Annotated in this window: 23 protein-coding genes and 1 riboswitch; of the genes, 7 read left to right on the forward strand and 16 right to left on the reverse strand. The window is 68.1% G+C overall.

The features are described 5' to 3' along the window. Positions 1-65: 65 nt before the first annotated feature. From A6745_RS04995 to A6745_RS05010, 4 genes are all read right to left on the reverse strand, one after another. A complete protein-coding gene (locus tag A6745_RS04995) occupies positions 66-770 on the reverse strand; it encodes an SPOR domain-containing protein (RefSeq protein WP_066124413.1) in 705 nt (234 codons plus the stop codon). Between the two features lie 9 nt (positions 771-779). Then, entirely contained in the window at positions 780-2,477 is a 1,698-nt protein-coding gene (gene argS / locus A6745_RS05000) for an arginine--tRNA ligase (RefSeq protein WP_066124415.1), read from the reverse strand. A 350-nt stretch (positions 2,478-2,827) separates the two neighbouring features. Next, positions 2,828-3,790, reverse strand: a complete 963-nt coding sequence (locus A6745_RS05005; RefSeq protein ID WP_231885910.1) for a tripartite tricarboxylate transporter substrate binding protein — start codon at positions 3,788-3,790, stop codon at positions 2,828-2,830. A gap of 61 nt (positions 3,791-3,851) precedes the next feature. Beyond that, the gene (locus A6745_RS05010; RefSeq protein WP_066125761.1) at positions 3,852-4,706 is read right to left on the reverse strand and encodes a TauD/TfdA dioxygenase family protein; all 855 of its coding nucleotides are present in this window, start codon (positions 4,704-4,706) and stop codon (positions 3,852-3,854) included. Between the two features lie 135 nt (positions 4,707-4,841). On the opposite strand from A6745_RS05010, the gene A6745_RS05015 reads away from it, so the two are divergent. The 3 genes from A6745_RS05015 to A6745_RS05025 all read left to right on the forward strand — a co-directional run bounded on the left by A6745_RS05015 (position 4,842) and on the right by A6745_RS05025 (position 6,526). Next, the gene (locus tag A6745_RS05015) at positions 4,842-5,645 is read left to right on the forward strand and encodes an IclR family transcriptional regulator (RefSeq protein ID WP_066124420.1); all 804 of its coding nucleotides are present in this window, start codon (positions 4,842-4,844) and stop codon (positions 5,643-5,645) included. An 85-nt stretch (positions 5,646-5,730) separates the two neighbouring features. Continuing rightward, complete coding sequence (locus tag A6745_RS05020; protein WP_066124422.1) at positions 5,731-6,081, forward strand: DUF1840 domain-containing protein; 351 nt, start codon at positions 5,731-5,733, stop codon at positions 6,079-6,081. Positions 6,082-6,208: 127 nt separating this feature from the next. Beyond that, the gene (locus A6745_RS05025) at positions 6,209-6,526 is read left to right on the forward strand and encodes a hypothetical protein (protein ID WP_066124425.1); all 318 of its coding nucleotides are present in this window, start codon (positions 6,209-6,211) and stop codon (positions 6,524-6,526) included. 116 nt (positions 6,527-6,642) lie between these two features. On the opposite strand, the gene A6745_RS05030 is transcribed toward A6745_RS05025, so the two are convergent. From A6745_RS05030 to A6745_RS05075, 10 genes are all read right to left on the reverse strand, one after another. Further along, positions 6,643-7,443 (reverse strand): carbohydrate ABC transporter permease, encoded by an 801-nt coding sequence (locus A6745_RS05030; protein ID WP_066124426.1) that lies wholly within the window; start codon positions 7,441-7,443, stop codon positions 6,643-6,645. Beyond that, complete coding sequence (locus A6745_RS05035; protein WP_066125764.1) at positions 7,440-8,303, reverse strand: carbohydrate ABC transporter permease; 864 nt, start codon at positions 8,301-8,303, stop codon at positions 7,440-7,442. Before A6745_RS05035 ends, A6745_RS05030 begins: the two co-directional genes overlap by 4 nt. 87 nt (positions 8,304-8,390) lie before the next feature. Then, complete coding sequence (locus A6745_RS05040; RefSeq protein ID WP_066124428.1) at positions 8,391-9,686, reverse strand: ABC transporter substrate-binding protein; 1,296 nt, start codon at positions 9,684-9,686, stop codon at positions 8,391-8,393. Between the two features lie 51 nt (positions 9,687-9,737). Further along, entirely contained in the window at positions 9,738-10,775 is a 1,038-nt protein-coding gene (locus A6745_RS05045) for an ABC transporter ATP-binding protein (RefSeq protein WP_066124429.1), read from the reverse strand. 142 nt (positions 10,776-10,917) lie between these two features. Then, positions 10,918-11,739: a phosphodiesterase gene (locus A6745_RS05050; RefSeq protein ID WP_066124430.1), complete on the reverse strand. Its 822-nt coding sequence runs from the start codon at positions 11,737-11,739 to the stop codon at positions 10,918-10,920. Positions 11,740-11,754: 15 nt separating this feature from the next. Further along, a complete protein-coding gene (locus A6745_RS05055; protein WP_066124432.1) occupies positions 11,755-12,738 on the reverse strand; it encodes an ABC transporter ATP-binding protein in 984 nt (327 codons plus the stop codon). Continuing rightward, entirely contained in the window at positions 12,735-13,568 is an 834-nt protein-coding gene (locus A6745_RS05060; RefSeq protein ID WP_066125766.1) for an ABC transporter permease, read from the reverse strand. Before A6745_RS05060 ends, A6745_RS05055 begins: the two co-directional genes overlap by 4 nt. A gap of 4 nt (positions 13,569-13,572) precedes the next feature. Continuing rightward, on the reverse strand, positions 13,573-14,385 hold the full coding sequence (locus tag A6745_RS05065) for an ABC transporter permease (RefSeq protein WP_082852895.1): 813 nt from the start codon (positions 14,383-14,385) through the stop codon (positions 13,573-13,575). Positions 14,386-14,441: 56 nt separating this feature from the next. Beyond that, on the reverse strand, positions 14,442-15,452 hold the full coding sequence (locus tag A6745_RS05070; protein ID WP_066124435.1) for an ABC transporter substrate-binding protein: 1,011 nt from the start codon (positions 15,450-15,452) through the stop codon (positions 14,442-14,444). A 2-nt stretch (positions 15,453-15,454) separates the two neighbouring features. Further along, positions 15,455-16,492, reverse strand: a complete 1,038-nt coding sequence (locus A6745_RS05075; RefSeq protein WP_066124437.1) for a LacI family DNA-binding transcriptional regulator — start codon at positions 16,490-16,492, stop codon at positions 15,455-15,457. Between the two features lie 256 nt (positions 16,493-16,748). On the opposite strand from A6745_RS05075, the gene A6745_RS05080 reads away from it, so the two are divergent. Beyond that, entirely contained in the window at positions 16,749-18,047 is a 1,299-nt protein-coding gene (locus A6745_RS05080) for an amidase (protein WP_066124438.1), read from the forward strand. 38 nt (positions 18,048-18,085) lie between these two features. Here A6745_RS05080 and ilvB read toward each other — a convergent pair whose 3' ends face one another. Further along, the gene (gene ilvB / locus A6745_RS05085; protein WP_156513286.1) at positions 18,086-19,903 is read right to left on the reverse strand and encodes a biosynthetic-type acetolactate synthase large subunit; all 1,818 of its coding nucleotides are present in this window, start codon (positions 19,901-19,903) and stop codon (positions 18,086-18,088) included. 93 nt (positions 19,904-19,996) lie between these two features. Between ilvB and A6745_RS05090 the strand changes: the two genes are divergently transcribed. Further along, positions 19,997-20,473, forward strand: coding sequence for an Lrp/AsnC family transcriptional regulator (locus tag A6745_RS05090; RefSeq protein WP_066124440.1), 477 nt, complete (start codon positions 19,997-19,999; stop codon positions 20,471-20,473). A 6-nt stretch (positions 20,474-20,479) separates the two neighbouring features. Here the strand turns inward: A6745_RS05090 and A6745_RS05095 are convergent, their stop codons facing one another. Beyond that, entirely contained in the window at positions 20,480-21,400 is a 921-nt protein-coding gene (locus A6745_RS05095) for a bestrophin family protein (protein ID WP_066124441.1), read from the reverse strand. A 120-nt stretch (positions 21,401-21,520) separates the two neighbouring features. Here A6745_RS05095 and A6745_RS05100 point away from each other — a divergent pair, with 120 nt between their 5' ends. Together A6745_RS05100 and ribB are read left to right on the forward strand one after the other, a co-directional pair. Then, positions 21,521-22,018: an SET domain-containing protein gene (locus tag A6745_RS05100; protein WP_066124443.1), complete on the forward strand. Its 498-nt coding sequence runs from the start codon at positions 21,521-21,523 to the stop codon at positions 22,016-22,018. A 111-nt stretch (positions 22,019-22,129) separates the two neighbouring features. Beyond that, a riboswitch (FMN riboswitch) is annotated at positions 22,130-22,282 on the forward strand. 106 nt (positions 22,283-22,388) lie between these two features. After that, complete coding sequence (gene ribB, locus A6745_RS05105; protein WP_066124445.1) at positions 22,389-23,090, forward strand: 3,4-dihydroxy-2-butanone-4-phosphate synthase; 702 nt, start codon at positions 22,389-22,391, stop codon at positions 23,088-23,090. The last annotated feature ends 18 nt before the right edge of the window (positions 23,091-23,108 follow it).

A 23,108-nucleotide genomic window follows, 5' to 3' on the forward strand; every position in this document is an offset into this window, starting at 1 on the left:
TCTTCTTCCTGAGATAAATGAGATGAGTGACAGACTGCGGACGAGGCGGGGAAGTTCCGTGGCGCCTATTGCTGGCGCACCACGGTCGACTCGATCTTGTTCTCGCCCAACCGGCTGCGCGCGCGGTTCATGTCGTCCAGCTTGGCGAAGGGGCCGACCCGCACGCGGTTGATCTGCGAGCCATTGCTTTCGGCGCGCTGGACGGACACCGGCATTCCCAGCAGCAGGATGCGGGCGCGCAGCGCCTCGGCGTCCTGCTGGCCGCGGAAAGCGCCGGCCTGGAGATAGTAGTTGCCCGAAGGTTGCGCCGCGGCAGGTTTGGCGGTAGACGGCGCCGCGGCGGCCGGCTTGGCCGCCGGGGCCGCGGGCTTGGCTGCCGGCGCGGCGGGCGCGGCCTGTGTCTGCGCCTGGCCGCTGGACGGCAGCGTGGCGATCAGCGCGCCCAGGTCATCCGGCGGACCGGACGGCTTGCCGGGCTGCACGCCCGGCAGCGGCGCCGACGGCGCGTCGGCCGTGGGGCCGGTGGGCGTATTGCCCGCCGGGCCATCGCGGCCATACAGGGCCTTGTTGGGATCGTCCACCTGGCGCGGGTCCGCGGCCTTGCCGGTGTCGTTCTGGCGGGTGGCGCGATCGACGAAGGGCATGGGCGCGTTCGTGACGTAGAACGCGACCACGGCGGCGACGATCAGGCCGATCAACAGCCCCGCCAGCACGCCGTACATCATGCTGCCGCCCTCGCCGGAACGGCTGGATTTGCGCTTGGTGGCCATGTCGCCCCGTTACTCGCCGCGATCCAGGCGGTCGGGCGCGGTCACGCCCAACAGGGCCAGGCCGTTGGCCAGCACCTGGCGCGTGGCGTCGGCCAGGCGCAGGCGCGCCAGCCGCAGCGCCTGATCGTCGACCAGCATGCGCTCAGCGCCATACCAGCCATGCAGGTCGGCGGCGCAGTCGCGCAACCAGAACGCAATGTGGTGCGGAGCCAGTTCCTGCGCGGCCAGGTTCACCACCTGCGGGAATTCGGCCAGGCGCTGCATCAGCGCGAACTCGGTCGGCGCGACCAGCAGCGTGGTGTCGGCCGCGGCGATGGCCGAGGCCTCGGCGCCGGAGTTGGCCGTGACGGTGCGGATGCGGGCGTGCGCGTACTGGATGTAATAGACCGGGTTCTCGTCGCTCTTGGACAGGGCCAGGTCGATGTCGAACACGAATTCGGTATCGGCGCGGCGCTGCGCCAGGAAGAAACGCACCGCGTCGCGGCCCACCCATTCGATCAGGTCGCGCATGGTGACGTAGCTGCCGGCGCGCTTGGAGATCTTCACCTCTTCGCCGCCGCGCATCACCTTGACCATCTTGTGCAGCACGTAGGAGGGGAAGTCCTTCGGGATGCCCGCTTCCAGGCCCTGCAGGCCGGCGCGCACGCGGGCCACGGTGCCGTGGTGGTCGCTGCCCTGGATGTTGACGGCGTGGTGGAAGCCGCGCTCCCATTTGGCCTTGTGATAGGCGACATCGGGCACGAAATACGTATATCCGCCTTCGCGCTTGCGCATCACGCGGTCTTTGTCGTCGCCGGTGCCCAGCTCGGTGGTGCGCAGCCACAGCGCGCCTTCCTGCTCATAGGTGTGGCCGCCGGCGATGAGCGCATTGACGGTTTCCTCGACGCGGCCCGACGTGTACAGCGAGCTTTCCAGGTAGTAGTTGTCGAACGACAGGCCGAAGGCCTGCAGATCCAGGTCTTGCTCGCGGCGCAGGTAGGCCACGGCGAACTGCCGGATGTCGTCCAGGTTGTCGACGTCGCCGCTGGCCTTGACCGGGTCGCCGTCGGAGGCCTGCACGGTGGCGCCGGCCTGGAAGTCGCGGGCGATGTCGACGATGTAGTCGCCCTTGTAGCCATCGGCGGGCCAGTCGGCGGCATCGGTCTCGATGCCGCGCGCGCGGGCCTGCACACTGATGGCGAGGTTCTCGATCTGGTTGCCGGCGTCGTTGTAGTAGAACTCGCGCGTGACGTCATGGCCGCTGGCGTCGAACAGGCGGCAGATGGCATCGCCCAGGGCAGCCTGGCGGGCGTGGCCGACGTGCAGCGGGCCGGTGGGATTGGCCGACACGAATTCGACCAGCACCTTCTCGTTGCTGCGCGGGGCGCGCCCGTACTGGCCGGCCTGCTGGGCCACCACGGCGATCACGGCCTGGCGCGCCGCGGCGGTCAGGCGGAAATTGAGGAAGCCAGGGCCGGCGATCTCGGCCGTCTCGATCAGGTCGCGCGCCTGCGGCTCGGCCAGCAGCGCGTCGACGATCTGCTGCGCCAGCTCGCGCGGGTTGCGGCGGGCGGGCTTGGCCAGTTGCATGGCCACGTTGCAGGCGATGTCGCCGTGCGCCGCGACCTTCGGCCGCTCCAGCTGCACGTTGGGCCGGGCGTCGGGCAGGACGCGCGCGACCGCGGCCTGGATCAGGGAAACGAGTTGTTGTTGTTGCTCGATGAGCATGGATGACCGGAGAAATGAGTCAGTGAAGGCACGTACGCCGCGGGGACGTACTCGCATGCCCGGGGCCTGGGCCGAGGCGCGCCGGGGGCCGGCGCGGCACAGGGGGGCGGCGGACCGGCGAAACCGCCTAGATCATAGCGTGAATTGATGTCGCGAGCCGGCAGGCCGCGACACGGCCCGGGCCGAGCCGGGCGTGAAGGGACGGATCCCGTAGGGCGGCATTCCGGTGGCGGCCGCCACGGCGGTGGCCGCGCGGGCCGGCCACCGTCCGGCGAAAAGACCCGGCCTGGCGCGCGGTCCCACCGCGATCGGCCCGGCTGCCGCGCCGGCGACGGCCGCCGGCGGCTGATTCACTCCGCCTGGATGCCGCTGCGCAGCACCACGGGGCGCCATTTCTCGATCTCGGCGCGCAGGAACCGGTCAAACGCGTCCGGCGTGGACGCCACGGGCGTCATGCCCAGTTCGGACAGCCTGGCGCGCATCGCGGGCGTTGCCAGCACGGCCGCCGTGTTGTCGCGGATGTCCGCCAGCACCGCCTGGGGCGTGCCCGCCGGCGCGATCAGCCCGAACATGCTGCCGACCTCGAAGCCCTTGAACGTCTCGGCCACCGTGGGAATGTCCGGGTAGGCCGGATCGCGCTGCGGCGAGGCCAGCGCGATGATCTTCAGCCGTCCGCTCTTGACCAGCGGCAACGCGGACTGCAGCACGTCGAACATGATGTCCACTTGCCCGCCGATCAGGTCGGTCTGGGCCGGGCTGCTGCCCTTGTAAGGCACGTGCACGATATCCACGGCGGCCACGTTCTTGAACAGCTCGCCCGCCAGGTGCGTGGAGGTGCCCGCGCCGGGCGAAGCATAGGACAGCTTGCCAGGCTGCTTGCGGGCCATGTCCACCAGTTGGCCCACGGTGCTGAATGGCGCGTCGGCCCGGGCCACCAGCACCAGCTTGGAGTCCACCAGCTGTGTCACGCCGGCCAGGTCGCGCAGCGTGTCATAGGACATGCTGCGGCGGACCAGCGGATTGATGGTGAACGCACTGTTCACGATGCCGATGGTCTGTCCGTCCGCGGCAGCCTTCGCCACCTGGTCGGCCCCGATCATGGTTCCCGCGCCGGGCTTGTTCTCGACGATGACGGGTTGCTTCCATCTGGCCTGCAACCCTTCGGCCAGCAGGCGCGCCAAGGTATCGGTGGGCCCGCCAGGCGGGAACGGCACGATCAGGCGCACGGGCCCGCCGGGATAGGCCTGTGCGGACTGCACACAGGCCGCAAAGACCGCCAGGGCGCACAGCGCCGCGCTCAGAATGCGTTTCACGATGTCTCCTGCGCCGCTATGCGGCTTGTTCTGTGGGGTGCTGCAAAAAAAAGGGGCAGGCTCACGCGTCCAGCGTGGTGGTGCGGCGCAGTTCCCGGCGGACCGAGAGGTCGAAGGCGCGGCCGCGGTGCAACGTGCTGCGGTTGTCCCAAATCACCAGGTCCCCGGGCTGCCACACATGGCGATAGACGAAACGGGGCTGCGTGGCGTGTTCCAGCAGATCCATCAGCAGAAGACGGCCCTCCGCCAGCGACAGCTCCATCACGCGGCAGGCGTGCGCACCGATGAACAGCAGTTCGCGCCCGCTGCCCGCATGCCGGCGCACCAACGGCCATACGGCCGAAGGAATGGCGCGGCGCTGTTCTTCGGTGTAGTCGGTATCGCCCAGCAGGAAACGGGAATGCAGCGCGTAGTGCTCGGCAGACAGGCCCGCCAGCCGCTGCTTCCGCGGCTCGGGCAACGCGTCGTAGGCGGCCCGCATGTCCGCGAACTCGGTTTCCCCGCCCTCGGCCGGCAGCACCACCGCGTGCAGCATCGAATAACGCGCGGCGGGCGCCTGGAACGAGCTGTCGCTGTGCCAGAGTTGATTGGCGAGGTTGCCCACGATCTTGCGGTGATTGCGGTCCGCCACCTGGCCGTCCTCGGCCACGTTGGAGATATCCAGCAACTCATCGTACTGCAGGCGCGTCGCCGATTTGGACGCTTTTTTGAAACCCAGGTCCAATTCTCCAAATGTTCGCGCGAAACGCAACTGTTGGTCCGGTGTCAGCGCCTGGTCGCGGAAGACCAGCACCGCGTGTTCATCCATGGCGCGGTCGATGCTGGCGATCTGCTCGCCGTCCAACGGCTGCCCCAGATCGATTCCCGCTGCCCGGGCGGCAAAGCCCGCCAGAATGGGCGTCAGCGTCAATCCCATGTCATCCTCCATTTAATGAAACTACGTTTTATTATATTTAATTGCTACTGAAAAAAGTGCGCCATTCGCCTAAGGGGATTCCCGTAAAATGAAACCTCCAGGCCATCCGGCCGATTTCATGTATCGGAAATCCCCATGCAAGACACCCCGTCCGGCGCCGAATTGGCGGAAGGCGAAGTCAGCGCCCTGGCACGCGGCCTGGCGGTCCTGCGTTTCATCGGCGGCCAGGACACCGCTTCCACGCTCAAGGACATCTCCGAAGGCACGGGCATTCCGAAGGCCACCACGTTGCGCCTGGTCGGCACCTTGACGGCGGCCGGGCTGCTGCGCCGTCCGCCGGGATCGGAGCGCTATGCACTGGGGCCAGGCGTGATGGCGCTGAGCCACGCCTATTTGTCCCGCATCGATCTGCGCGCCGAAGCGCGCGGGCCAATGCGCGCCTTCGCCGAAGCGGCCGGCGTCACGGTGCACCTGGGTACGCGGGACCGCCTGGAGATGGTGCTGCTGGAATCCGTGCGGCCGACCTCGGCCGCCATCGTCATGCGCATCGGCATCGGTGCCCGGTTGGGGCTGGCCACCTCCGCCTCGGGCCGCGCCTACCTGGCCGGCCTGCCGGAAGAAGCGCGCCACCGCCTGATCGACAGCCTGCGGGTTGGCCTGGACGACCGCTGGCCCATGCTCGCGGGGCCGCTGCAGCAGGCGCTGGCGCAATACCAGGAGGTGGGGTACGTCGCCTCGTTCGGCGAATGGCACCCCGACGTGAACGCCGTAGCCACGCCGCTGGTGATGCCGGACGGCGAGATCTATGCGCTGAATTGCGGGGGACCTGCCTTCAAGCTGCCGCCCGAGGTGCTATGCAACAGCGTGGCGCCGCGCCTGCTCGAATGCGCCCGTTCCATCATGGAAACTGTGGGAGGCATGCCTGCCTCCACCGCCTGAGCGCGCGCGCCAAGGGCGCAGGGTGGCAGCCCCGCACGGCCTGAGGTAGTGTACGGAATTGCCCCCTATTTCAGGAGAAGACGACATGCTGGTCACTTTCCATTCCAAGGCCGTTGCCGACGTCCTGATGCGCAGCGGCGACGCGGGCCCGCTGCTGAACGCCGCCGGCAAGCCGGTCGGCGACCCGATTCCCGAACGCGGCGTCTTCACCCGCGACCAGTTGCCGGCCGCCATCGCCGGCCTGGAACGCGCCATCCAGGCCGACAGCGGCCATGGCGATCCTCAGGACGACGACAACGATCCGGACAAGCCGCCGGTCAACCCCATCGACCAGCCCGTGGCGCTGCGCAACCGCGCATTTCCGCTGTTGGACATGATGCGCAAGTCGCTGGAGGCCGGCGAAGACATCACCTGGCAGACGTCGCGGGGGTGGTGAATCGCGCATGAGGCATGGCGGACCCGCATGAAGAATGGGGCGCAGCAATGTCGCAGGCCTGACATTCGACATAATCGTTTTGCCTCATACTTTCCTTCCCTGAAACCACGCCGCCCAGGAGCCAGCCATGCGCAGCGACGTTACCGTGATCTTCGACGCCAGCCATTCGGTCGACCTGTCCGTCGACATCGACCCGTCCCCACAACGCGCCACCCAGGCGCGTGACTGGTTCGAGGGCGCCTGGGAAACGCTGGGCTGCGAACCGCTGCGCCCCAGCGGCAAGGTGCTGCTGCTGGACAAGATCATGGGCGTGGCCGACGCGCTGGGCTACGACACGCTGAAGAACGACGAAAAGGAATCGCGCGAATTCGCCGAACAGGCGGCGCTGGCGCTGGGCAAAGCTCGAATCACCGTGGATCTGCCGGGCCTGACCGTCGGATACTGAAATATCCGCCGGCCACAGCGGACGATTCGGGAAAGCGCGGCCAGATCGTATTCGTACGTCGCGGCACGCAGGCCGAGCGGTTCTCATGGAACTGCGAAGCGCTATCGGTGCGCCTCCTACCGTATCCCCGCCCGCATGAACGACTGCACGAACTGCCGCTGGAATAGCAGGAACGCCACCAGCAGCGGTGCGGCGGACAGCAGCGTGGCCGCCGTGATCACCGACCAGTCGATGCCCTGGTCGGATGACGAGAACACCTGCAAGCCCACCGTCAGCGGGCGCGATTCGACCGAGTTGGTGATGATCAGCGGCCACAGGAAGTTGTTCCAGTGGTAGCTGACCGACACCAGGCCATAGGCCACGTACATCGGCCGCGCCAGCGGCATATACACCTTCCACAGGATCTGCAGCGGCCCCGCGCCCTCGACGCGCGCCGCGTCTTCCAGTTCGCGCGGCACGGTCTTGAAGGTCTGCCGCATCAGGAAAATGCCGAAGGCCGACGCGAAGTACGGCAGGCCGATGGCGAACACGGTGTCGCGCACGCCCATCAGCGTCATGGTGCGGTAGTTCTCGACCAGCAGCGCATCGGGCATCACCATCAGCTGCACCAGCACCAGCAGGAACAAGGTGTCGCGGCCCCGGAAGGTGAAGCGCGCGAAGGCGTAGGCGGCCAGCGTGCACAGCACGAACTGCGCGCCCGTCACCATGGTGACCAGCAAGAAGGTGTTCAGGAAGTACCGCGCGAAGGGCGCCGAGTGCCAGGCGCGCTCGAAGTTCTCCAGGGTCAGCGGCGCCAGCAGGTCGAAGCGCGTGGCATAGGCCGCCGGATGAAAGGCCGCCCAGGCGGCATAGGCCAGCGGCAGGATCCACAACAGGCCCAGCAACCAGGCGCCCACGGTATCGAGCGTGCGGTTCATTGATAGTGCGTCCTGCGGTCGAGCCAGCGGAACTTGGCCAGCGTCACCAGGGCCAGCACGCCGAGCAGCACGACCGTCAGCGCGGCGGCGTAGGCCGTATCCCAGAAACTGAAGCCCACCTGGTAGATGTAGTAGAGCAGCAGCGTGCTGGCGTTGTCGGGACCGCCGCGCGTCATCACCACCACGTGGTCGACCATGCGCACCGCGTTGATCAGCGCATTCACCAGCACGAACAGCGTGGTGGGCATCAGCAGCGGCCACAGCACGCGGCGGAAGTACTGCCAGCGCGACGCGCCCTCGAGCAGCGCGGCTTCGCGCAATGCCGGCGACATGGATTGCAGCGCCGCCAGGTAAAAGATCATGAAGAAGCCAGCCTCTTTCCACACGGTGACCAGCATCAGCGCGGGCAAGGCGGTGCCGCGGTTGCCCAGCCAGTTGGGGCCGGGCATGCCGAACGCCTGCATCACCTGCGCGATCAGGCCGTATTGCGGCGTGTAGAAGAACAGCCAGATGTTGGCCACGGCCACCATGGGCAGCACGGTGGGCGTGAAGTAGGCCATGCGCAGGAAGCCTCGTCCCGCCAGCTTGCGGTCGACCCACAGCGCCATCGCCAGCGCCACGCCGATGGACACCGGCACGGTCACCAGCGCGAACCACAGGTTGTTCCACAGCGCCTGCCAGAAGACCGGGTCATCGCGCAGCGCCGCGTAGTTGTCCAGGCCCACGAAGCGGGCCGGACGATTGGCCTTGGGCGTGCTGAAGAAGCTGTGCCAGACAGTGGCCAGCGCGGGGTAATGCGTGAAGGCGGCCAACAGCACGAGGGAGGGCAGCAGCATCAGCCAGGCGTACACCTGGGCCATGCCGCCGCCCACGCGCGAGCGCGAGCCTGCCCGGCCCGGGGCCGCGACGTCTGCAGGCGGGCGCATCGCCATGACCGGGCCCGCGCCTTACTTGTACGGGCGCAGGATGCGCTCGGCTTCGCGTTGGGCGTCGGTCAGCGCCTGTTTGGGCGTCTTGGCGCCGGTCAGCGCGGCCTGCAGCGCATCGTTCAGCACCTTGGTCACGCGCTGGTTCTCGTGCGTGGAGAACTCGGCCACGCTGACGGCCAACTGGTCGCGCGCGACTTCGGCGGCCGGCACTTCCTTGACGTACTGCTTCATCTTGTCGGTCTGCCAGGCGGCCGGCGTGACGGCGACGTAGCCGGTGGCGATGCTCCAGTCGGCGGCGCGCTCGGGCGTGGTGGCCCACTTCACGAACTTGATCGCGGCCTGCTGCTGGGCCGGGGTGGCCTTCTTGAACACGTAGAAGTTGCCGCCCCCCGTGGGGCTGCCGCCGCGCTTGTTCCTGGGCATCATCGCCACGCCATACGGGAACTTGGCGTTGCTGCGGATGTTGGTCAGGTTGCCCGTGGTGGTCCAGACGATGGCGGCTTTCTTATCCAGGAAGTCCTTGGGCGTGGTGCCCCAGTCGGTGGTGCCCTTGGGCATCACGCCGTGCTTGTAGGCCAGGTCATGCCAGAACTCGGCGGCCTCGATCACGCCCGGCTTGTCCAGGTAGACCTCGTTGCCCGCTTCGTTCATCAGGATGGCGTCGTTGGGCGTGGTCAGCGCCTGGAACAGCCAGTAGGCGAATGCGCCGCCCGAGGGGATCTCGATGCCCCATTGCGTGACATTGCCCGAGGCATCCTTCTTGGTCAGCTTGCCAGCGACCTCGACCAGTTCCTTCCAGGTGGCGGGCGCACGCTCGGGGTCCAGGCCCGCCTCTTTGAAGAGTTCCTTGTTGTAGTACATGACGATGGTGGAGCGCTGGAACGGCACGCCCCACACGTGGCCACCGGTGCGGCTGTTCTGCATGAAGGCGTCGTAGAAGCCGCCCAGCCACTTCTTGTCTTCTTCCGTCTTGGCCACGGAGTCGATCGGCACGATGGCGTCTTCGTCGATCAGCGTGAACATGTCGGTGGACAGCAGCACGGCCAGCTGCGGCGGCGTGCCGCCCTTCTGCGCCGTCAGGGCCTTGGCCACCGAGTCCTGGTACGAGCCAGCGTATACGGGCTTGATGCGGATGTCCGGGTTCTCGCGGTTGAACTGCTCGGCCATGCCGTCGACGATCTTGGTGACGGGGCCGCCGACCGCGACGGGGTAATAGAACTCGACTTCGACCGGCGACTGCTGCGCCTGCGCGGGCAGCGCCAGCGCGCCATAGGCCAGCGCGGCGGCCAGGGTCTTCAATACGATGCGTCGCATGGGGTTTTTCCTTTCCGTTTCCGTGAGGTTCGCCGTGCGCGGGCGAGAGGTTCAGACTGCGGGTGCCGCCGCGTCGGCGGCGAAGAAATGCTGGTGCCGCGGATCCCACGCCAGGCCCACGCGCTGGCCGCGGCGCAGCTCGGGGTGCCCGGCCATGCGCACGGCCGCCAGGCAAGCGCCGAGGCGGCATTGCACGATGGAGTCCGCGCCGAAGTATTCGATGCCCTCGACCGTGGCCGAGACGCCGTCTTCATGCAGGCGCAGGTGCTCGGGGCGCACGCCCAGGGTGTCCCTGTCCGGCGGCACGCCGGCCAGCGCGGGCCCATGCGTGCCCGAGATGACGGGCTGGCCATGCAGCAGGGCCAGCGGGATCAGGTTCATGGGCGGCGTACCGATGAAGCGCGCGGCGAACGGCGTGGCGGGCCGGGCATACAGGCCCGCGGGCGTATCCTGTTGCTCGATGCGGCCGGCGCGCATCAGCACGACCTGGTCGGCCATGCTCATGGCCTCGGTCTGGTCGTGCGTGACATAGACCATGGTGATGCCGAGCTCGCGCTGCAGATTGCGGATCTCGCGGCGCATTTCGTGGCGCAGCTGGGCGTCCAGGTTGGACAGGGGCTCGTCCATCAGGCACACGGGGGCCTCTGAAATCACGGCGCGCCCCAATGCCACGCGCTGCTGCTGGCCGCCCGACAATTGCGCGGGCCGGCGGTCCAGCAGCGCCTGCAGGCCCAGCAAGCCGGCCACGCGTTCGACGCGGCGCGGAAAATCCTTGGCGGGCTCGCGGCGCACGCGCAGGCCGAACAGCAGGTTCTCGCGCACCGTCAGGTGCGGGAACAGCGCGTAGGTCTGGAACACCATGGAAATGCGGCGTTCCGCCGGCGCCATGCGGGTGACGTCACGGCCGCCGATGAGAATACGGCCCGAGGTGGGCTCGTCCAACCCGGCGATCATGCGCAGCGTGGTCGACTTGCCGCAGCCCGACGGCCCCAGCAATGCCGTGAAGCTGCCCGCGGGCGCGCTGAAGCCGACCCCGTCGACGGCGGCCGTATCGGCATATCGCTTGGTAAGACTTTCGAGGACGAGCATGGGATTTTTCTTCTGAACGCGGCCAGGGCCTGTCACCCCTGAAAGGCCACGAATGAAATCCTTTTCATTTTGGCCAGCGAACATGACCGAGCGATGTCAGCACCCGGCCTGCCGCAGGCAAGCGACAGGCTGCGAGCAGGCGTCACTCGTCGATCAGTTCGCCGCCTTCATGGAAGGGGAACGGACCCGGGTAATCGCCGATGTAGGCATGGTGAGTGACCAGCGCGCCATTGCGCCATTCGTGCAGATGGAAGCCCGGGGGCTCCATGCGGAAGGCCGAGGGGCCCGCCGGCCGCAGATCCAGCGCCACCTGGTGCGCGGTGCTGGGCGCGGTGGAAGCCACGGTACCGGCATAGCGGCGGAAGATCGTGCGGTGCAGATGGCCGCACATGATGCGCTCGACGTTGTCGTGCTGGCGGACGATGGCTTCGAAGCGCTCGGCGCCGGACAGCAAGCCGATGGCATCCATGTGGCCGATGCCGGTGATGAACGGCGGATGATGCATCACGATGACGGTGGGACGTTCCGGCTGCTCGGCCAGGCGCTCGGCCAGCCAATCCAGGCGGCGCTCACAGAGCGCGCCGTGGCTTTGCATCGGCACCACCGTATCCAGCACGACGATGCGCAGCGGATAGTCTTCCACCGTGTACTGCACGAAACCGTCCACGCCGCCCAGGTAGGTGTGGCTGTCGAACACGCTCTGCAGTTCGGCGCGCGCGTCGTGGTTGCCCGGCAACAGGTAGTACGGCGCGGCCAGGCGGTCGAGCATGGCCTTCAGATGCAGGTATTCGGCGGCACGGCCGAAGTCGGTCAGGTCGCCGCTGATCATCACCACGTCGGGCGCGGGATCCAGCGCATTGAGGGCCGACACGGCGGGCGGCAGGAACTGGTCGGTCTCCACGATGCGATAGGCCTTCTGGCCGGGCATGCGGATATGCAGGTCGGTGATTTGCGCAATAAGCATCTCGCGCTCCATGGGTCAGTGAATGATCAACTGCACGCTGACGGTCTGTCCGGGTTGGTAGGCGCAGTCGGGCTGGGCGGCCACGGCGAAGCGCTGGCCATCCTCCAGGCCGATCTCGTAGCGCACCGAGCCGCCCAGGAAGAAGCGGGCCAGCACCTGGGCCTGCAGGGCCCCGGGATGCGGCGGACGCAGCACGGCCTGGTGGGGCCGGAAGGAGATGGTCTCTTCGCCCGCGACCAGCATGCTCCCCTGCGTGCCCGCCTGCAAGCGGCACAGGGTACCCAGGAAATCGGCGACGAATTCGGTATCGGGCCGGCGGTACAGCGCCTCGGGCGTGCCGATCTGCTCGAGCCTGCCCGCCGACATCACCGCGATGCGGCCGCCCAGCATCATGGCCTCGTCCTGGTCGTGCGTGACGATCAGCGTGGTGATGCCCAGTTCACGCAGCATCTGCGACAGCTCCACGCGCAGGTGCTCGCGCAGCTTGGCGTCCAGCGCGGTCAGCGGCTCGTCCAGCAGCAGCACGCGCGGCTCGATGGCCAGCGCGCGCGCCAGCGCGACGCGTTGCCGCTGGCCGCCGGACAGCTGCGTGACCGCGCGACCGGCGTGCTCGCGCATGCGCACCAGGCCCAGCATCTCGGCCACGCGGCGCTGACGAGTGGCGGCGTCCTGCCCGCGCACGCGCAGGCCATAGCCCACGTTGTCGGCCACCGTCATGTTGGGAAACAGTGCGTAGTTCTGGAACACCACGCCCACGCCGCGCGCCTCGGGCGGCTGTGCCGTGACGTCCTCGTCGCCAAACAGGATACGGCCGCCCGCGTCGGGACGCTCCAGGCCGCACACCATGCGCAGCAGCGTGGTCTTGCCGCAACCCGAAGGCCCCAGCAAGGCCAGGATTTCGCCGCCGGGCACGTGCAGGTCCAGCGGGTGCAGGGCGCGGGCGCCATCCGGCCAGGTCTTGGCGCATTGCGCCACGGTGATGGATACGGTCTTGCTCATTCGGGGGATCCGGGTCGGGCGGCGCGCCGCGCGCGCCGTTGGCCATGCCCGGCCAGCCATTGCAGGCCGACCAGCAGGGGCATCAGCATCAGCAGGAATACCAGCGTGTACGCCGACGCGATTTCCAGCCGCATCGAGGCGTAGCTGTCGGCCAGGCCGACGGGCAGGGTCTTGGTCAGCGGCGTATGCAGCAGCCAGGTCAGGTTGAATTCACCGATGGACAGCGTCAGCACGGTGAGGCCGCCGGTGACGATGCCCGGCGCGGCGTTCGGCACCACGATCGTCAGGAAGCGGCGCAGGCGGGACGCGCCCAGCGTGGCCGCGGCCTCGTCCAGCACGGCCAGGCCAGCGCCCGACATGCTGGCGCGCGCCGCGCGCACCATGAAGGGCAGCGTGAACAGCACGTGCCCGATCACGATGAAGGCCGTGCTGCCGCGCAGGCCCGGCAAGGTGCCCCACGACACGATCAACGCCAGCGCCGAGGCCAGGCCCGGCACCGCCACGGGCAGCGTCAGCAGTTCTTCGAGCGCGCGCGCCACGCGGCCGCGATACAGCGTCAGCACCCACGCGGCGGGCACGCCGGCCAGCGTGCAGACGATCAGCGTGGATACCGCCACCGCCAGCGAGCGCCAGATGGTGTCGGCGTACAGATCCCACACCTGCGCCACCCAGCGCAGCGTGAAGCCGCTGGACAGGCCGACGAAGTAGTTGCGCGTCAGGCCCGCCAGGATGGACAGCACCACCGGGCCGATGAGGAACGCGGCAACGGCCAGCGTCACGGCAAGCCCCAGCCGCATGTCCGTTCTGGAATGCAATGTCGTCGTGGTCATGGCGTCATCCCGCCGCGCCGGCACGCGTGCCGGCCAGGCTGTGCGCAACATACAGCACCACCCACGTCACCAGGCCCAGCACGATGGACAGCGCCGCGGCCACGGGGATGTTGGCGTAGTTGGTGAACTCGTTGTAGATCGTCAGCGGCAGCACGTCGATGCGCGTGCCCAGCGTGAACACCGTGCCGAACGCGCCCATGCTGGTGGCGAAGCTCATCGCGCCGGCGCCGATCAGCGCGGGCGACAGCGCGGGCAGCTCGACGTCGACGAAGCGGCGCCACGGCGACGCGCCCAGCGTGCGCGCGGCTTCCAGCAGCGTGGTGTCGATCTGCTCGGCGGCGGCCGACACCATGCCGATGGTGCGAGGCAACGAGAAATACAGATACCCCAGGAACAGCCCGCCCATGCCATAGGCGAACACCACGGGCCCGGCGCCGAACCACTCGGACACGGCGCCGAACAGGCCCTGGCGGCCCGCCAGCAGGATGATCAGGAAGCCGACCACCACACCGGGAAACGCCAGTGGAAACGCCAGCAGCGCCAGCAGCGCGCGGCGCCCGGGAAACTGGCGATGCCAGGCCAGGAAGCGGCCCACGGGCAGCGACACCAGCAACGTAGCCAGCGTGGCGCCCAGGGACAGCGCCGCAGTGTTGAACAGGCTGCGCCAATACCGCGGACTGGTCAGCACCGTGACGTAGGCCGAGTGGCCATCGACCGTGCGGCCGCCGGCCAGCGCCAGGCCGGCCATCGGCAGCAGCCAGAACGCCAGGAACAGCGCCGCGGCGGGCGCAGCGAAAAGAATCCAACCGCGGCGCACGTCAGCTCCGGCCAGCCATGGGAATGCGCGCGCGCGATTGCGGAGCCGGCGTCACGTCAGTTGACCTCTTTGGTATAGCGCTCGGAGAATGCGCGCTGCACCGAGGCCATCTCGGCATAATCCACCGTGCCGGCGCGGGCGTACTCCGAGGCCGGCAGGAATTTCTTCTGGGCCTCGGCCGAGATGGTCTCGGGACGCACGGGACGCAGGAAAGCATTGGCCCAGATCGCCTGGCCCTGGTCCGACAGCGTGAAGTCCAGCACCTTGCGGCCGTTGTCGGCATGCGGGGCATTGGCCACCAGGCTCATCGTGTAGGGCACGGCGATCGTGCCTTCGGCCGGGATCACGAACGCCACGTTGGAGGCATCTTTGTACTTGGCGCGGTAGGCGTTGAAATCGTAGTCGATCAGGATCGGGATTTCGCCGGACAGCACGCGCGCATAGGCGGTCTGCTTGGGCACGATGGGACTGTTGGCCTGCATCTTCTTGAACCAGGCAATGCCCGGATCGAAGTTCTGCAGCGTGCCGCCCAGGGCGCGGTTCACGGCCACGGCGCCCACGTAGCCCACGAAGGCCGAGGCGGGATCGAGATAGCCGACCATGCCGCGGTATTCGGGCTTGGTCAGGTCGGCCCACGACTTCGGCACCGGCTTGCCCTTGAGCGCGTCCACGTTCACCATGAAGCCCAGCGTGCCGGAATGAATGGCGAACCACTTGCCGGCCGGGTCTTTCATGCCGTCGGGGATGCGGTCCCAGTTGGCGGGCTTGTAGGCCTGGATCAGGCCATCCTTGCCGGCCTGGATGCCGAAGGTGACGCCGTAGTAGACGACGTCGGCCACGGGATTGGCGCGTTCGGCGGCCATCGAGGCCAGCGCCTGGCCCGAGTTCTTGTTGTCGGGCGGCACGGTGATGCCGGTGGCCTTCTTGATGGCCTGGATCTGCGTGGCCCAGTCGGCCCATTCGGGCGGACAGTTGTAGCAGACGGCGTTCTGCGCCTGCGCGGCGCCGGCGCCGATGGCCAGCGCGGCCAGCGTGCCGCGCAACAGGGCGTTCAGTATGCGTTTCATGATCAGGGCTTCCTGGTAGTACGCGTGGAAGAAGCGGGAGCGGCAACGGTGCCCCCGGGGAGAATGCGATGCGGCAGCCGCACGGACGGGATGCCGGTGCCGTCGAGCAACGCCAGCAGGTGTGCGCAGGCAGTGGCGCCGATCTGGCGGCTGGGCTGCTCGACCGACGTCAGCGGCGGCACCATCAGCGCGCCTATGGCCACGCCGTCGAAGCCACAGACGGAAACGTCGCCAGGGACGCGCAGCCCCATGCCGACCAGATGGGCGATGACCGAGGTGGCCAGCAGATCGTTGGAACAGAACAGCGCGGTGGGCGCCTTGGCGCCCTTCAGCGCATCGCGCAGCACGTCGGCGCTGGCGGCCGTGTGCGCCGGCATGACCAGGTGTCCCAGGGGTTCGAGATCATGCTGGCGCGCGGCGGCACGGGCGCCTTCCAGGCGGCGGCGCGCCCGGTCGGAAGCGGCCAGCGGACCGGTGACGATGGCGATGCGGCGATGGCCCAGCGAGGCCAGCAACGCGACCATCTCGCGGGCGGCAGCGCGGTTGTCCACCGATACGAAGGGATGGGCGGTGGATTCGTTGTAGGCCAGCACGTGCGGCATGCGCGCGTCCTGCAGCGCGGCCAGCGTGGCATTGCGCGTGGGCGTGCCCACGGTCAGGATCAGGCCGTCGACCTGATGGTCGATCAGCTCTTGCACGACATGCGATTCGACGGCCGGCGCGTAGCCCGTGGTGGCCACCATGACGCTGTAGCCGGCCTGCCGGGCATGCTGCTCGGCGCCTTCGAAACAATCGGCGAACACCGGGTTGGTCAGCGTGGGCAGCAGCAGGCCGATGGTGCGGGTGCTGCCGGCGCGCAGGCTGCGGCCGACCCGGTTGGGGCGGAAACCGTCTTCGCGCGCAATGGCCTCGATGCGCGCCAGCGTGTCGGGCTTGAGCAGCTCGGGCTGGTTGAACGCGCGCGACACCGTGGCCGGTGAGACGCCCGCCTTGCGGGCCACTTCGACGATGGAAGGACGATGGGGAGCTTTGCGGTTCACGGCGGCGGCTTCTTTGAAAACGTTTTCAAATTTAAATCCGCCGCGTGACAGCCTGATGTCACGACTGCAGGCACACCGGATACGGCACTTGCTCCACCCAGGTGTCTGGCAGGGGGCATTATCGCCTCGTGGGGTTGGCGCAACAGCGATGTTGCTTCTACACTGCGGACATATTTGGTCAAAAGGCCGGCCCATGGAACGAATTTCCAGTTGCTGATGCCATAAAGAAAGAAAACACTCGTTGGGGAAAAACGGGATGTCGACCGTACTGAACAAACTGGGCGCGCTCGAGGCCGCTCGATTACTCAACCGCCGGGAATTGAGCGCCGAGCAGTTGATACGCGCCTGCCTGGCGCGCATCGAGCAGCGCGAGCCCCAATTGCAGGCCTGGGCCACCCTGGATGCCGAGGCTGCCATCGCGCGGGCGAAGGTCCTGGACCGCGGTCCGGTGCGCGGCGTGCTGCACGGCCTGCCGCTGGGCGTGAAAGACATCTTCGACACCCACGATCTGCCCACCCGGTATGGATCGAGCATCTACGAGCGCCACCAGCCCGATGCCGACGCGGCCTGTGTGGCGCTGTGCCGCGACGCGGGCGTCGTGGTGCCCGGCAAGACCGTCACCACCGAATTCGCCACCTACACCCCCGGTCCCACCCACAATCCGCGCAACCTGGCCTATACGCCGGGCGGCTCGTCCAGCGGCTCGGCCGCCGCGGTCGGCGACGACATGGTGCCCCTGGCGCTGGGCACGCAGACGGCCGGCTCCATCATCCGGCCGGCCGCGTACTGCGGCATCGTGGGTTTCAAGCCCAGCTTCGGGCGCGTGCCGCGCGCCGGCATGAAGAACCTGGCCGACTCGCTCGACACCATTGGCGGCTTCGCTCGCTCGGTCGAGGACGTGGGCCTGCTGGCCTCGGTGCTGATGCGCGATCCGCGCCTGCTGAAGCTGGACTACGACGGCAAACCGCGCATCGGCATGTTCCGGTCGCAACAATGGCGCCACACCCAGCCCGAAAGCCGCATCGCCTTCGAACACGCCGCGCGCGTGCTGTCGGCGGCTGGCGCGCACGTGCAAGAGATGCCCATGCCCGTTGAGGACTGCATGGTGGTGCAGCTACACGCGGACATCATGTCCTTCGAGGCCTCGATGTCGCTGGCCTACGAGCGCCATACTCATGGCGTGCAGCTCAGCATGAAGCTGCAGGCCGTGCTGGATGCCGGCGCCGGCATCTCGACCGAGCGCTACCTGACGCTGCGCCAGCATGCCGCGCGCCTGAGCGCGCGCACCGACGCCTGGTTCGACGACTACGACATCCTGCTGGCGCCCAGCGCCGCCGGCGAGGCGCCCTTCTTCGAGCAGGGCACGGGCGACCCGCAGTTCTGCCGGGGCTGGACGCTGGCCGGCGTGCCCACCGTGCACCTGCCTTTCGCGCACGGGCCGCAGGGCTTGCCCGTCGGCCTGCAGGCCGTTGGGCGCGCCAACGACGACCACCGCCTGCTGTCCATCGCCAACTGGGTGCAGGCCCTGCTGGCCGAACACCCGCCCGAGATGTAGGCCCGGCCGATATCGGACTCACATCGCGCTGCGTTTTTTCAGGCCGAGGACTCCTCGTACCAGACCCCTTCGGCCAACATCATGCGATGGTGGCCCTGCCCCGCGGGCATCATCGGAAAGCAGTTCTCCTGCGCCTGCACCACCACGTCCAGGAAGAACGGACCGTCGTAGGCCAGGCATTGCGCCAGCGCGGCATCCAATTCGGAAGGATGCTCGACGCGCGCGGCGCCCCAGCCGAACGCCTTGGCCAGCGCCACGAAATCCGGCAAAGCCTCGTTGTAGCTGTGGCTGTAGCGGCCGCCGTGGATCAGTTCCTGCCACTGGCGCACCATGCCCATGTAGCCGTTGTTGCACAGCACCACCTTGACGGGCGCGCGGTGCTGGATGGCGGTGGACAATTCCTGGATGTTCATCAGTACCGACGCATCGCCGCTGACGCACGCCACGGTACGGCCGGGATACGCGATCTGCGCGCCGATGGCGGCGGGCACCCCGTAGCCCATGGTGCCGGCGCCGCCGGAGGTCAGCCAGCGGTTGGGAAGGTCGAAGCGCAGGTATTGCGCGGCCCACATCTGGTGCTGGCCCACGTCGGTCGAGACGATGGCGTCGCGGCCTTCCAGCGCGGCGTTCAGGCGCTGCATCAGGTGCTGCGGCAGGATGGCCTTGACGCTGGGCGTGAAATCCAGGCAGCGGCGCGCGCGCCAGGCCTCGATGCGGCGCCACCAGGCGTCCAGCCGGCCGGCGGGCAAGGCCGGCAGGCCGGCCGACAGCGCCTGCAGCATCGGCAGCGCGTCACCCACCAGGGCCACGTCCACCCGCACCACCTTGTTGATCGAGGTGGGATCGATGTCGATGTGGATCTTGCGCGCGTGCGGGCAGAACTCGGCCAGCTTGCCGGTGATGCGGTCGTCGAAGCGCGCGCCCACGCATACCACCAAGTCGGCCTCGTGCATGGCCAGGTTGGCTTCCAGCGTGCCATGCATGCCCAGCATGCCCACGAACCGCGGGTCGGAGGCCGGAAAGGCGCCCAGGCCCATCAGCGTCAGCGTGCAGGGCGCGCCGCTGGCGCGCACCAGGGCGGTGAAGGCCGCGCAGGCTTGCGGCCCCGCGTTCACCAGGCCGCCGCCGCCGTAGAACACGGGACGTTCGGCCTGTTCGATCAGCGCCAGCGCGCGGCGCAGCGCGCCCTGCGGCAGGCGGCCGGCATTCTTGCCGACGTGCCGGCGCGCGCGCAACTGCGCCTCGGCGCGGCGCTGCATGGCGGCCTCCGAGTCCGCGCAGCCGGGCTCTGGCACGGCCAGTTGCACGTCCTTGGGCAGGTCCACCAGCACCGGGCCCGGCCGGCCCTCGCGGGTCAATGTGAAGGCGCGCGCGACCACCGAGGCGACTTCACCGGCGCAATGCACCTGCGTATTCCACTTGGTGACCGAGCGCGAGATACCCAGCGCATCGCATTCCTGGAAGGCATCGGTGCCGATGGCAGACGTGGCCACCTGGCCGCTGATGCACAGCACGGGAATCGAGTCGCACATGGCGTCCAGCAGGCCCGAGGTGGTGTTGGCCATGCCGGGACCCGACGTGACGAACACCACGCCCGGACGGCCGGTGCTGCGCGCATAGCCTTCGGCCGCATGCACGGCGGCCTGCTCGTGGCGCACCAGCACGTGGCGCAGGCGCGGCTCGGCGTGCAGCGCATCGTACAGCGGCAACACGGCGCCGCCGGGATAACCGAAGACGGTGTCGACGCCACAGGCAATCAGGGTGTCCAGCAGGATCTGCGCACCGTTGCGGGGCTGTTCGGTGGCGTCCAGGACGGCAAGGGCGGAAGTGGAGAGACGATCGTTCATGTTGACCATCTTAGGGCCAGATGAGAAGAATTTTTATCTTATTTTCTGTACCAGCAGCCAGACTGCAGTAAATTCTTCCTCGATTCGTCGGAAATGAAGAAAATGACTCTGGACAAATTCGACCTGGCGATACTGAAGGCCTTGCAGGACAACGCGCGCGCCAGCCTGAACGACATCGGCGCCCTGGTCGGCCTGTCGCCCACGCCCTGCTGGAACCGCATCAAGCGCATGGAAAAAGAGGGCGTGATCCGCGGCTATACCGTGGACATCGACCCGGCCAAGCTTGGCTACACGGACACCGTCATCGTGCACGTCACGCTGGAAAGCCACAGCGAAGAGACGCTGTATGAATTCGGCCGCGCGCTGTCCGACATTCCGGAAGTGCTGGAGGCCTTTCTGGTGTCGGGCGACTACGACTATTACATCCGGATCGCGGTGCGCGACACGCGCGACTACGAACGGCTGCTGCGCGAGCGGCTCTACCGCATTCCGGGCATCCGGCACAGCAAGTCGGGGTTCGTGCTGCGCAGCCTGAAAGAGACGCGGCTGCCGCTGATGGCGCCGCCGCCGGCCGGATAGGCCGGTTTACATCAGCACGTGATCGACCGGCTTGAGCGGTTCGGGCAGGGGCTGCACGCCCAGGCCGTCGAGCAGGTCGATCTCGATGGTGCGGGCCATGGCCTGCAGGGGCAGGTCGTTGTCGGCCATGCCAAAAGGTTCCTCCAGCTCGTCGCCCAGGGCGTCCAGGCCGAAGAAGGTGTAGGCCACGATCACCACGGCCAACGGGGTCAGCAGGTCCAGCGCCCCCACCAGCCCGAACGGCAGCAGCAGGCAGAACAGCCAGGCCGTGCGATGCAGCAGCAACGAGTAGGCGAACGGCGGCGGCGTGTTCTGGATACGCTCGCAGGCGGCCTGCACGCCCGCGCAGGCGCCCACGCGCAGCACCAGGCCTTGATAGACCACGTCGCTGATCACGCCACGGCGCATGCAGTCGGCCAGGTCGGCGTTGATGGCGCGCAAGAGGGCATCCGGCACGTTGCGCCGGCCCGTACAGCTCTCGATATCCGAGGTATCCAGCCAGGGCCGCGCGGCGGTCAGCACGTCGACGTCGCCCCGCAGGCGCGCGGCCAGGCCGTGGGCATAGGCGATCAGGCGGCGCACCAGGCGTGCCTGCAATTCGGGCTCGGGATGCGCCAGCACCGCGGCGGACTCGCGCGCCAGGCTGCGCGCCTGCACGATCAGTTCGCCCCACTGGCGGCGGCCTTCCCACCAACGGTCATAGCAGACGTTGTTGCGAAAACCCATGAATACCGACAGCGCCAGGCCGAACAGCGAGAACGGCACCGCGCTCAGGTGGCCCGGATCGAACCAGCCGCGCGAATGCACCCAGCCGATCACACAGGACAGCACCAGGATGCACAACAGCTTGGGCAGGATGATGGGAATGATCGATCCGCGCTTGATGAAGAGCAGGCCCAGTGCGGAGGGACGCGGACGGACGATCATGATGTGAGCAAAGCGGCACGGCGAATCGATGGCGGGAACTATACGCCTGTGGCGGGGCAATGGCGCGATACGCGCGCCGATATAATGGCGCTCGCCTACGCCCATCGCACTCCGCCCCCCATGACCTCCGACATCGCCAAACCGTGGTACGCCGTGCGCAGCTCCAAGCTGCATGGCAACGGCGTCTTCGCCGCCCGCAAGATTCCCGCCGGCACGCGCATCATCGAATACGGCGGCCGCCGCATCACCCCGGAAGAGGCCGATCGCCGGCATCCCACCAATCCCGACGATCCGTTCCACACGTTCTTCTTCGCGATCAGCTCGGGCAAGGTCATCGACGGCGGCGACAACGGCAACGACGCACGCTGGATCAACCACGCCTGCGCCCCCAACTGCGAGGCGCAGGAGAGCGCCGGCGGCAAGCGCGTCTACATCGTGGCGCTGCGCGACATCAAGCGCGGCGAAGAACTGTTCTACGACTACGGCCTGGTCATGGACGGCCGCATCACCAAGAAGCTGAAGGACGGCTACCGCTGCCTGTGCGGGGCGGCCACCTGCCGCGGCACCATGCTGGCGCTGCCCGAAAAGAAGAAGAAAAAGCAACCCGCAGCCGCTTGACACCGCCAGGTGCCCGGCACGAAGCCGCCCCGCAGGCATCCATCCAACCGCCGGCAATCCCGCCCTCGGCAGGCGTACAATTCCCGCACGGTCGCAATCCTGCGGCCCGCAGTACGTCTTCAGGGCGGGGCGAAATTCCCCACCGGCGGTATGCCGCGCAATGCGGCGAGCCCGCGAGCGCCCGTGGTCTTTCCGATCACGGGGTCAGCAGATCTGGTGCGATGCCAGGGCCGACGGTCACAGTCCGGATGAAAGAAGATGTGCCGGCACGCCATCCACGGCAAGGACGCCCCGCGTCCGTGCCGCGCATGGCGTACGGCTGTCCACAGCCCTGAAACGTTCTTCGCCACTTTTTCGCGAGAGCGTTTCAATGTCCTCTACCGTTGCTTCCCCCGCCGTTTCCCCCCTGTACGCGCAGCCCTTCGCCATGCGGCTGGCGCGCGCCTTGCAACACCTGCGCATCGGCCGTCCCATCATCCTGATGGACGACGCCGACCGCGAGAACGAAGCCGACCTGATCGTCGCCGCCGACAGGCTCACCGTGCCCGTGATGGCGCAGCTGATCCGTGACGGCAGCGGCATCGTATGCCTGTGCCTGCCGGGCGAAACGCTCGACAACCTGGGCCTGCCGCCCATGGTCAGCCACAACGGCGCGCGCCACGGCACCGCCTTCACCGTGTCCATCGAGGCACGCGAAGGCGTCAGCACCGGCGTCTCGGCGGCCGACCGCGTCACCACCATCCGCGCGGCCATCGCGCCGCAGGCACGGCGCACCGACCTGGTCAGCCCGGGCCACGTGTTCCCGTTGCGCGCGCAGCCGGGCGGCGTGCTGACGCGCCGCGGCCATACCGAAGGGTCGGTCGACCTGGCCGGGCTGGCCGGCCTGCGCCCCGCGGGCGTGCTGTGCGAACTGATGAACCCCGACGGCACGATGATGCGCGGCGCATCGCTGGAACGCTATGCGGCCATGCACGGCCTGGTGGCGCTGCACATCGCCGAACTGGCCGGCCATCTGCGCGCGCGCGCCGAGGCGGCCGACAATACGCGGGCCGCCGAAACCGCGGCGGCCTGATCGCGAACGCGCGCCGGC

It is taken from the genome of Bordetella ansorpii (assembly GCF_900078705.1).
In the GTDB taxonomy this organism is placed as follows: Bacteria; Pseudomonadota; Gammaproteobacteria; order Burkholderiales; family Burkholderiaceae_B; genus Bordetella; species Bordetella ansorpii_A.

Coding starts and splice junctions, on each gene's coding strand:
- A6745_RS05020 (WP_066124422.1), top strand. CDS start 5,731: ATGCTGGTCACTTTCCATTCCAAGGCCGTTGCCGACGTCCTGATGCGC.
- A6745_RS05015 (WP_066124420.1), top strand. CDS start 4,842: ATGCAAGACACCCCGTCCGGCGCCGAATTGGCGGAAGGCGAAGTCAGC.
- ribB (WP_066124445.1), top strand. CDS start 22,389: ATGTCCTCTACCGTTGCTTCCCCCGCCGTTTCCCCCCTGTACGCGCAG.
- A6745_RS05080 (WP_066124438.1), top strand. CDS start 16,749: ATGTCGACCGTACTGAACAAACTGGGCGCGCTCGAGGCCGCTCGATTA.
- A6745_RS05060 (WP_066125766.1), bottom strand. CDS start 13,568: ATGACCACGACGACATTGCATTCCAGAACGGACATGCGGCTGGGGCTT.
- A6745_RS05045 (WP_066124429.1), bottom strand. CDS start 10,775: ATGCTCGTCCTCGAAAGTCTTACCAAGCGATATGCCGATACGGCCGCC.
- A6745_RS05040 (WP_066124428.1), bottom strand. CDS start 9,686: ATGCGACGCATCGTATTGAAGACCCTGGCCGCCGCGCTGGCCTATGGC.
- A6745_RS05070 (WP_066124435.1), bottom strand. CDS start 15,452: ATGAAACGCATACTGAACGCCCTGTTGCGCGGCACGCTGGCCGCGCTG.
- A6745_RS05050 (WP_066124430.1), bottom strand. CDS start 11,739: ATGCTTATTGCGCAAATCACCGACCTGCATATCCGCATGCCCGGCCAG.
- ilvB (WP_156513286.1), bottom strand. CDS start 19,903: ATGGTCAACATGAACGATCGTCTCTCCACTTCCGCCCTTGCCGTCCTG.
- A6745_RS05100 (WP_066124443.1), top strand. CDS start 21,521: ATGACCTCCGACATCGCCAAACCGTGGTACGCCGTGCGCAGCTCCAAG.
- A6745_RS05035 (WP_066125764.1), bottom strand. CDS start 8,303: ATGGCCCAGGTGTACGCCTGGCTGATGCTGCTGCCCTCCCTCGTGCTG.
- A6745_RS05010 (WP_066125761.1), bottom strand. CDS start 4,706: ATGGGATTGACGCTGACGCCCATTCTGGCGGGCTTTGCCGCCCGGGCA.
- A6745_RS05095 (WP_066124441.1), bottom strand. CDS start 21,400: ATGATCGTCCGTCCGCGTCCCTCCGCACTGGGCCTGCTCTTCATCAAG.
- argS (WP_066124415.1), bottom strand. CDS start 2,477: ATGCTCATCGAGCAACAACAACAACTCGTTTCCCTGATCCAGGCCGCG.
- A6745_RS05030 (WP_066124426.1), bottom strand. CDS start 7,443: ATGAACCGCACGCTCGATACCGTGGGCGCCTGGTTGCTGGGCCTGTTG.
- A6745_RS05025 (WP_066124425.1), top strand. CDS start 6,209: ATGCGCAGCGACGTTACCGTGATCTTCGACGCCAGCCATTCGGTCGAC.
- A6745_RS04995 (WP_066124413.1), bottom strand. CDS start 770: ATGGCCACCAAGCGCAAATCCAGCCGTTCCGGCGAGGGCGGCAGCATG.
- A6745_RS05055 (WP_066124432.1), bottom strand. CDS start 12,738: ATGAGCAAGACCGTATCCATCACCGTGGCGCAATGCGCCAAGACCTGG.
- A6745_RS05090 (WP_066124440.1), top strand. CDS start 19,997: ATGACTCTGGACAAATTCGACCTGGCGATACTGAAGGCCTTGCAGGAC.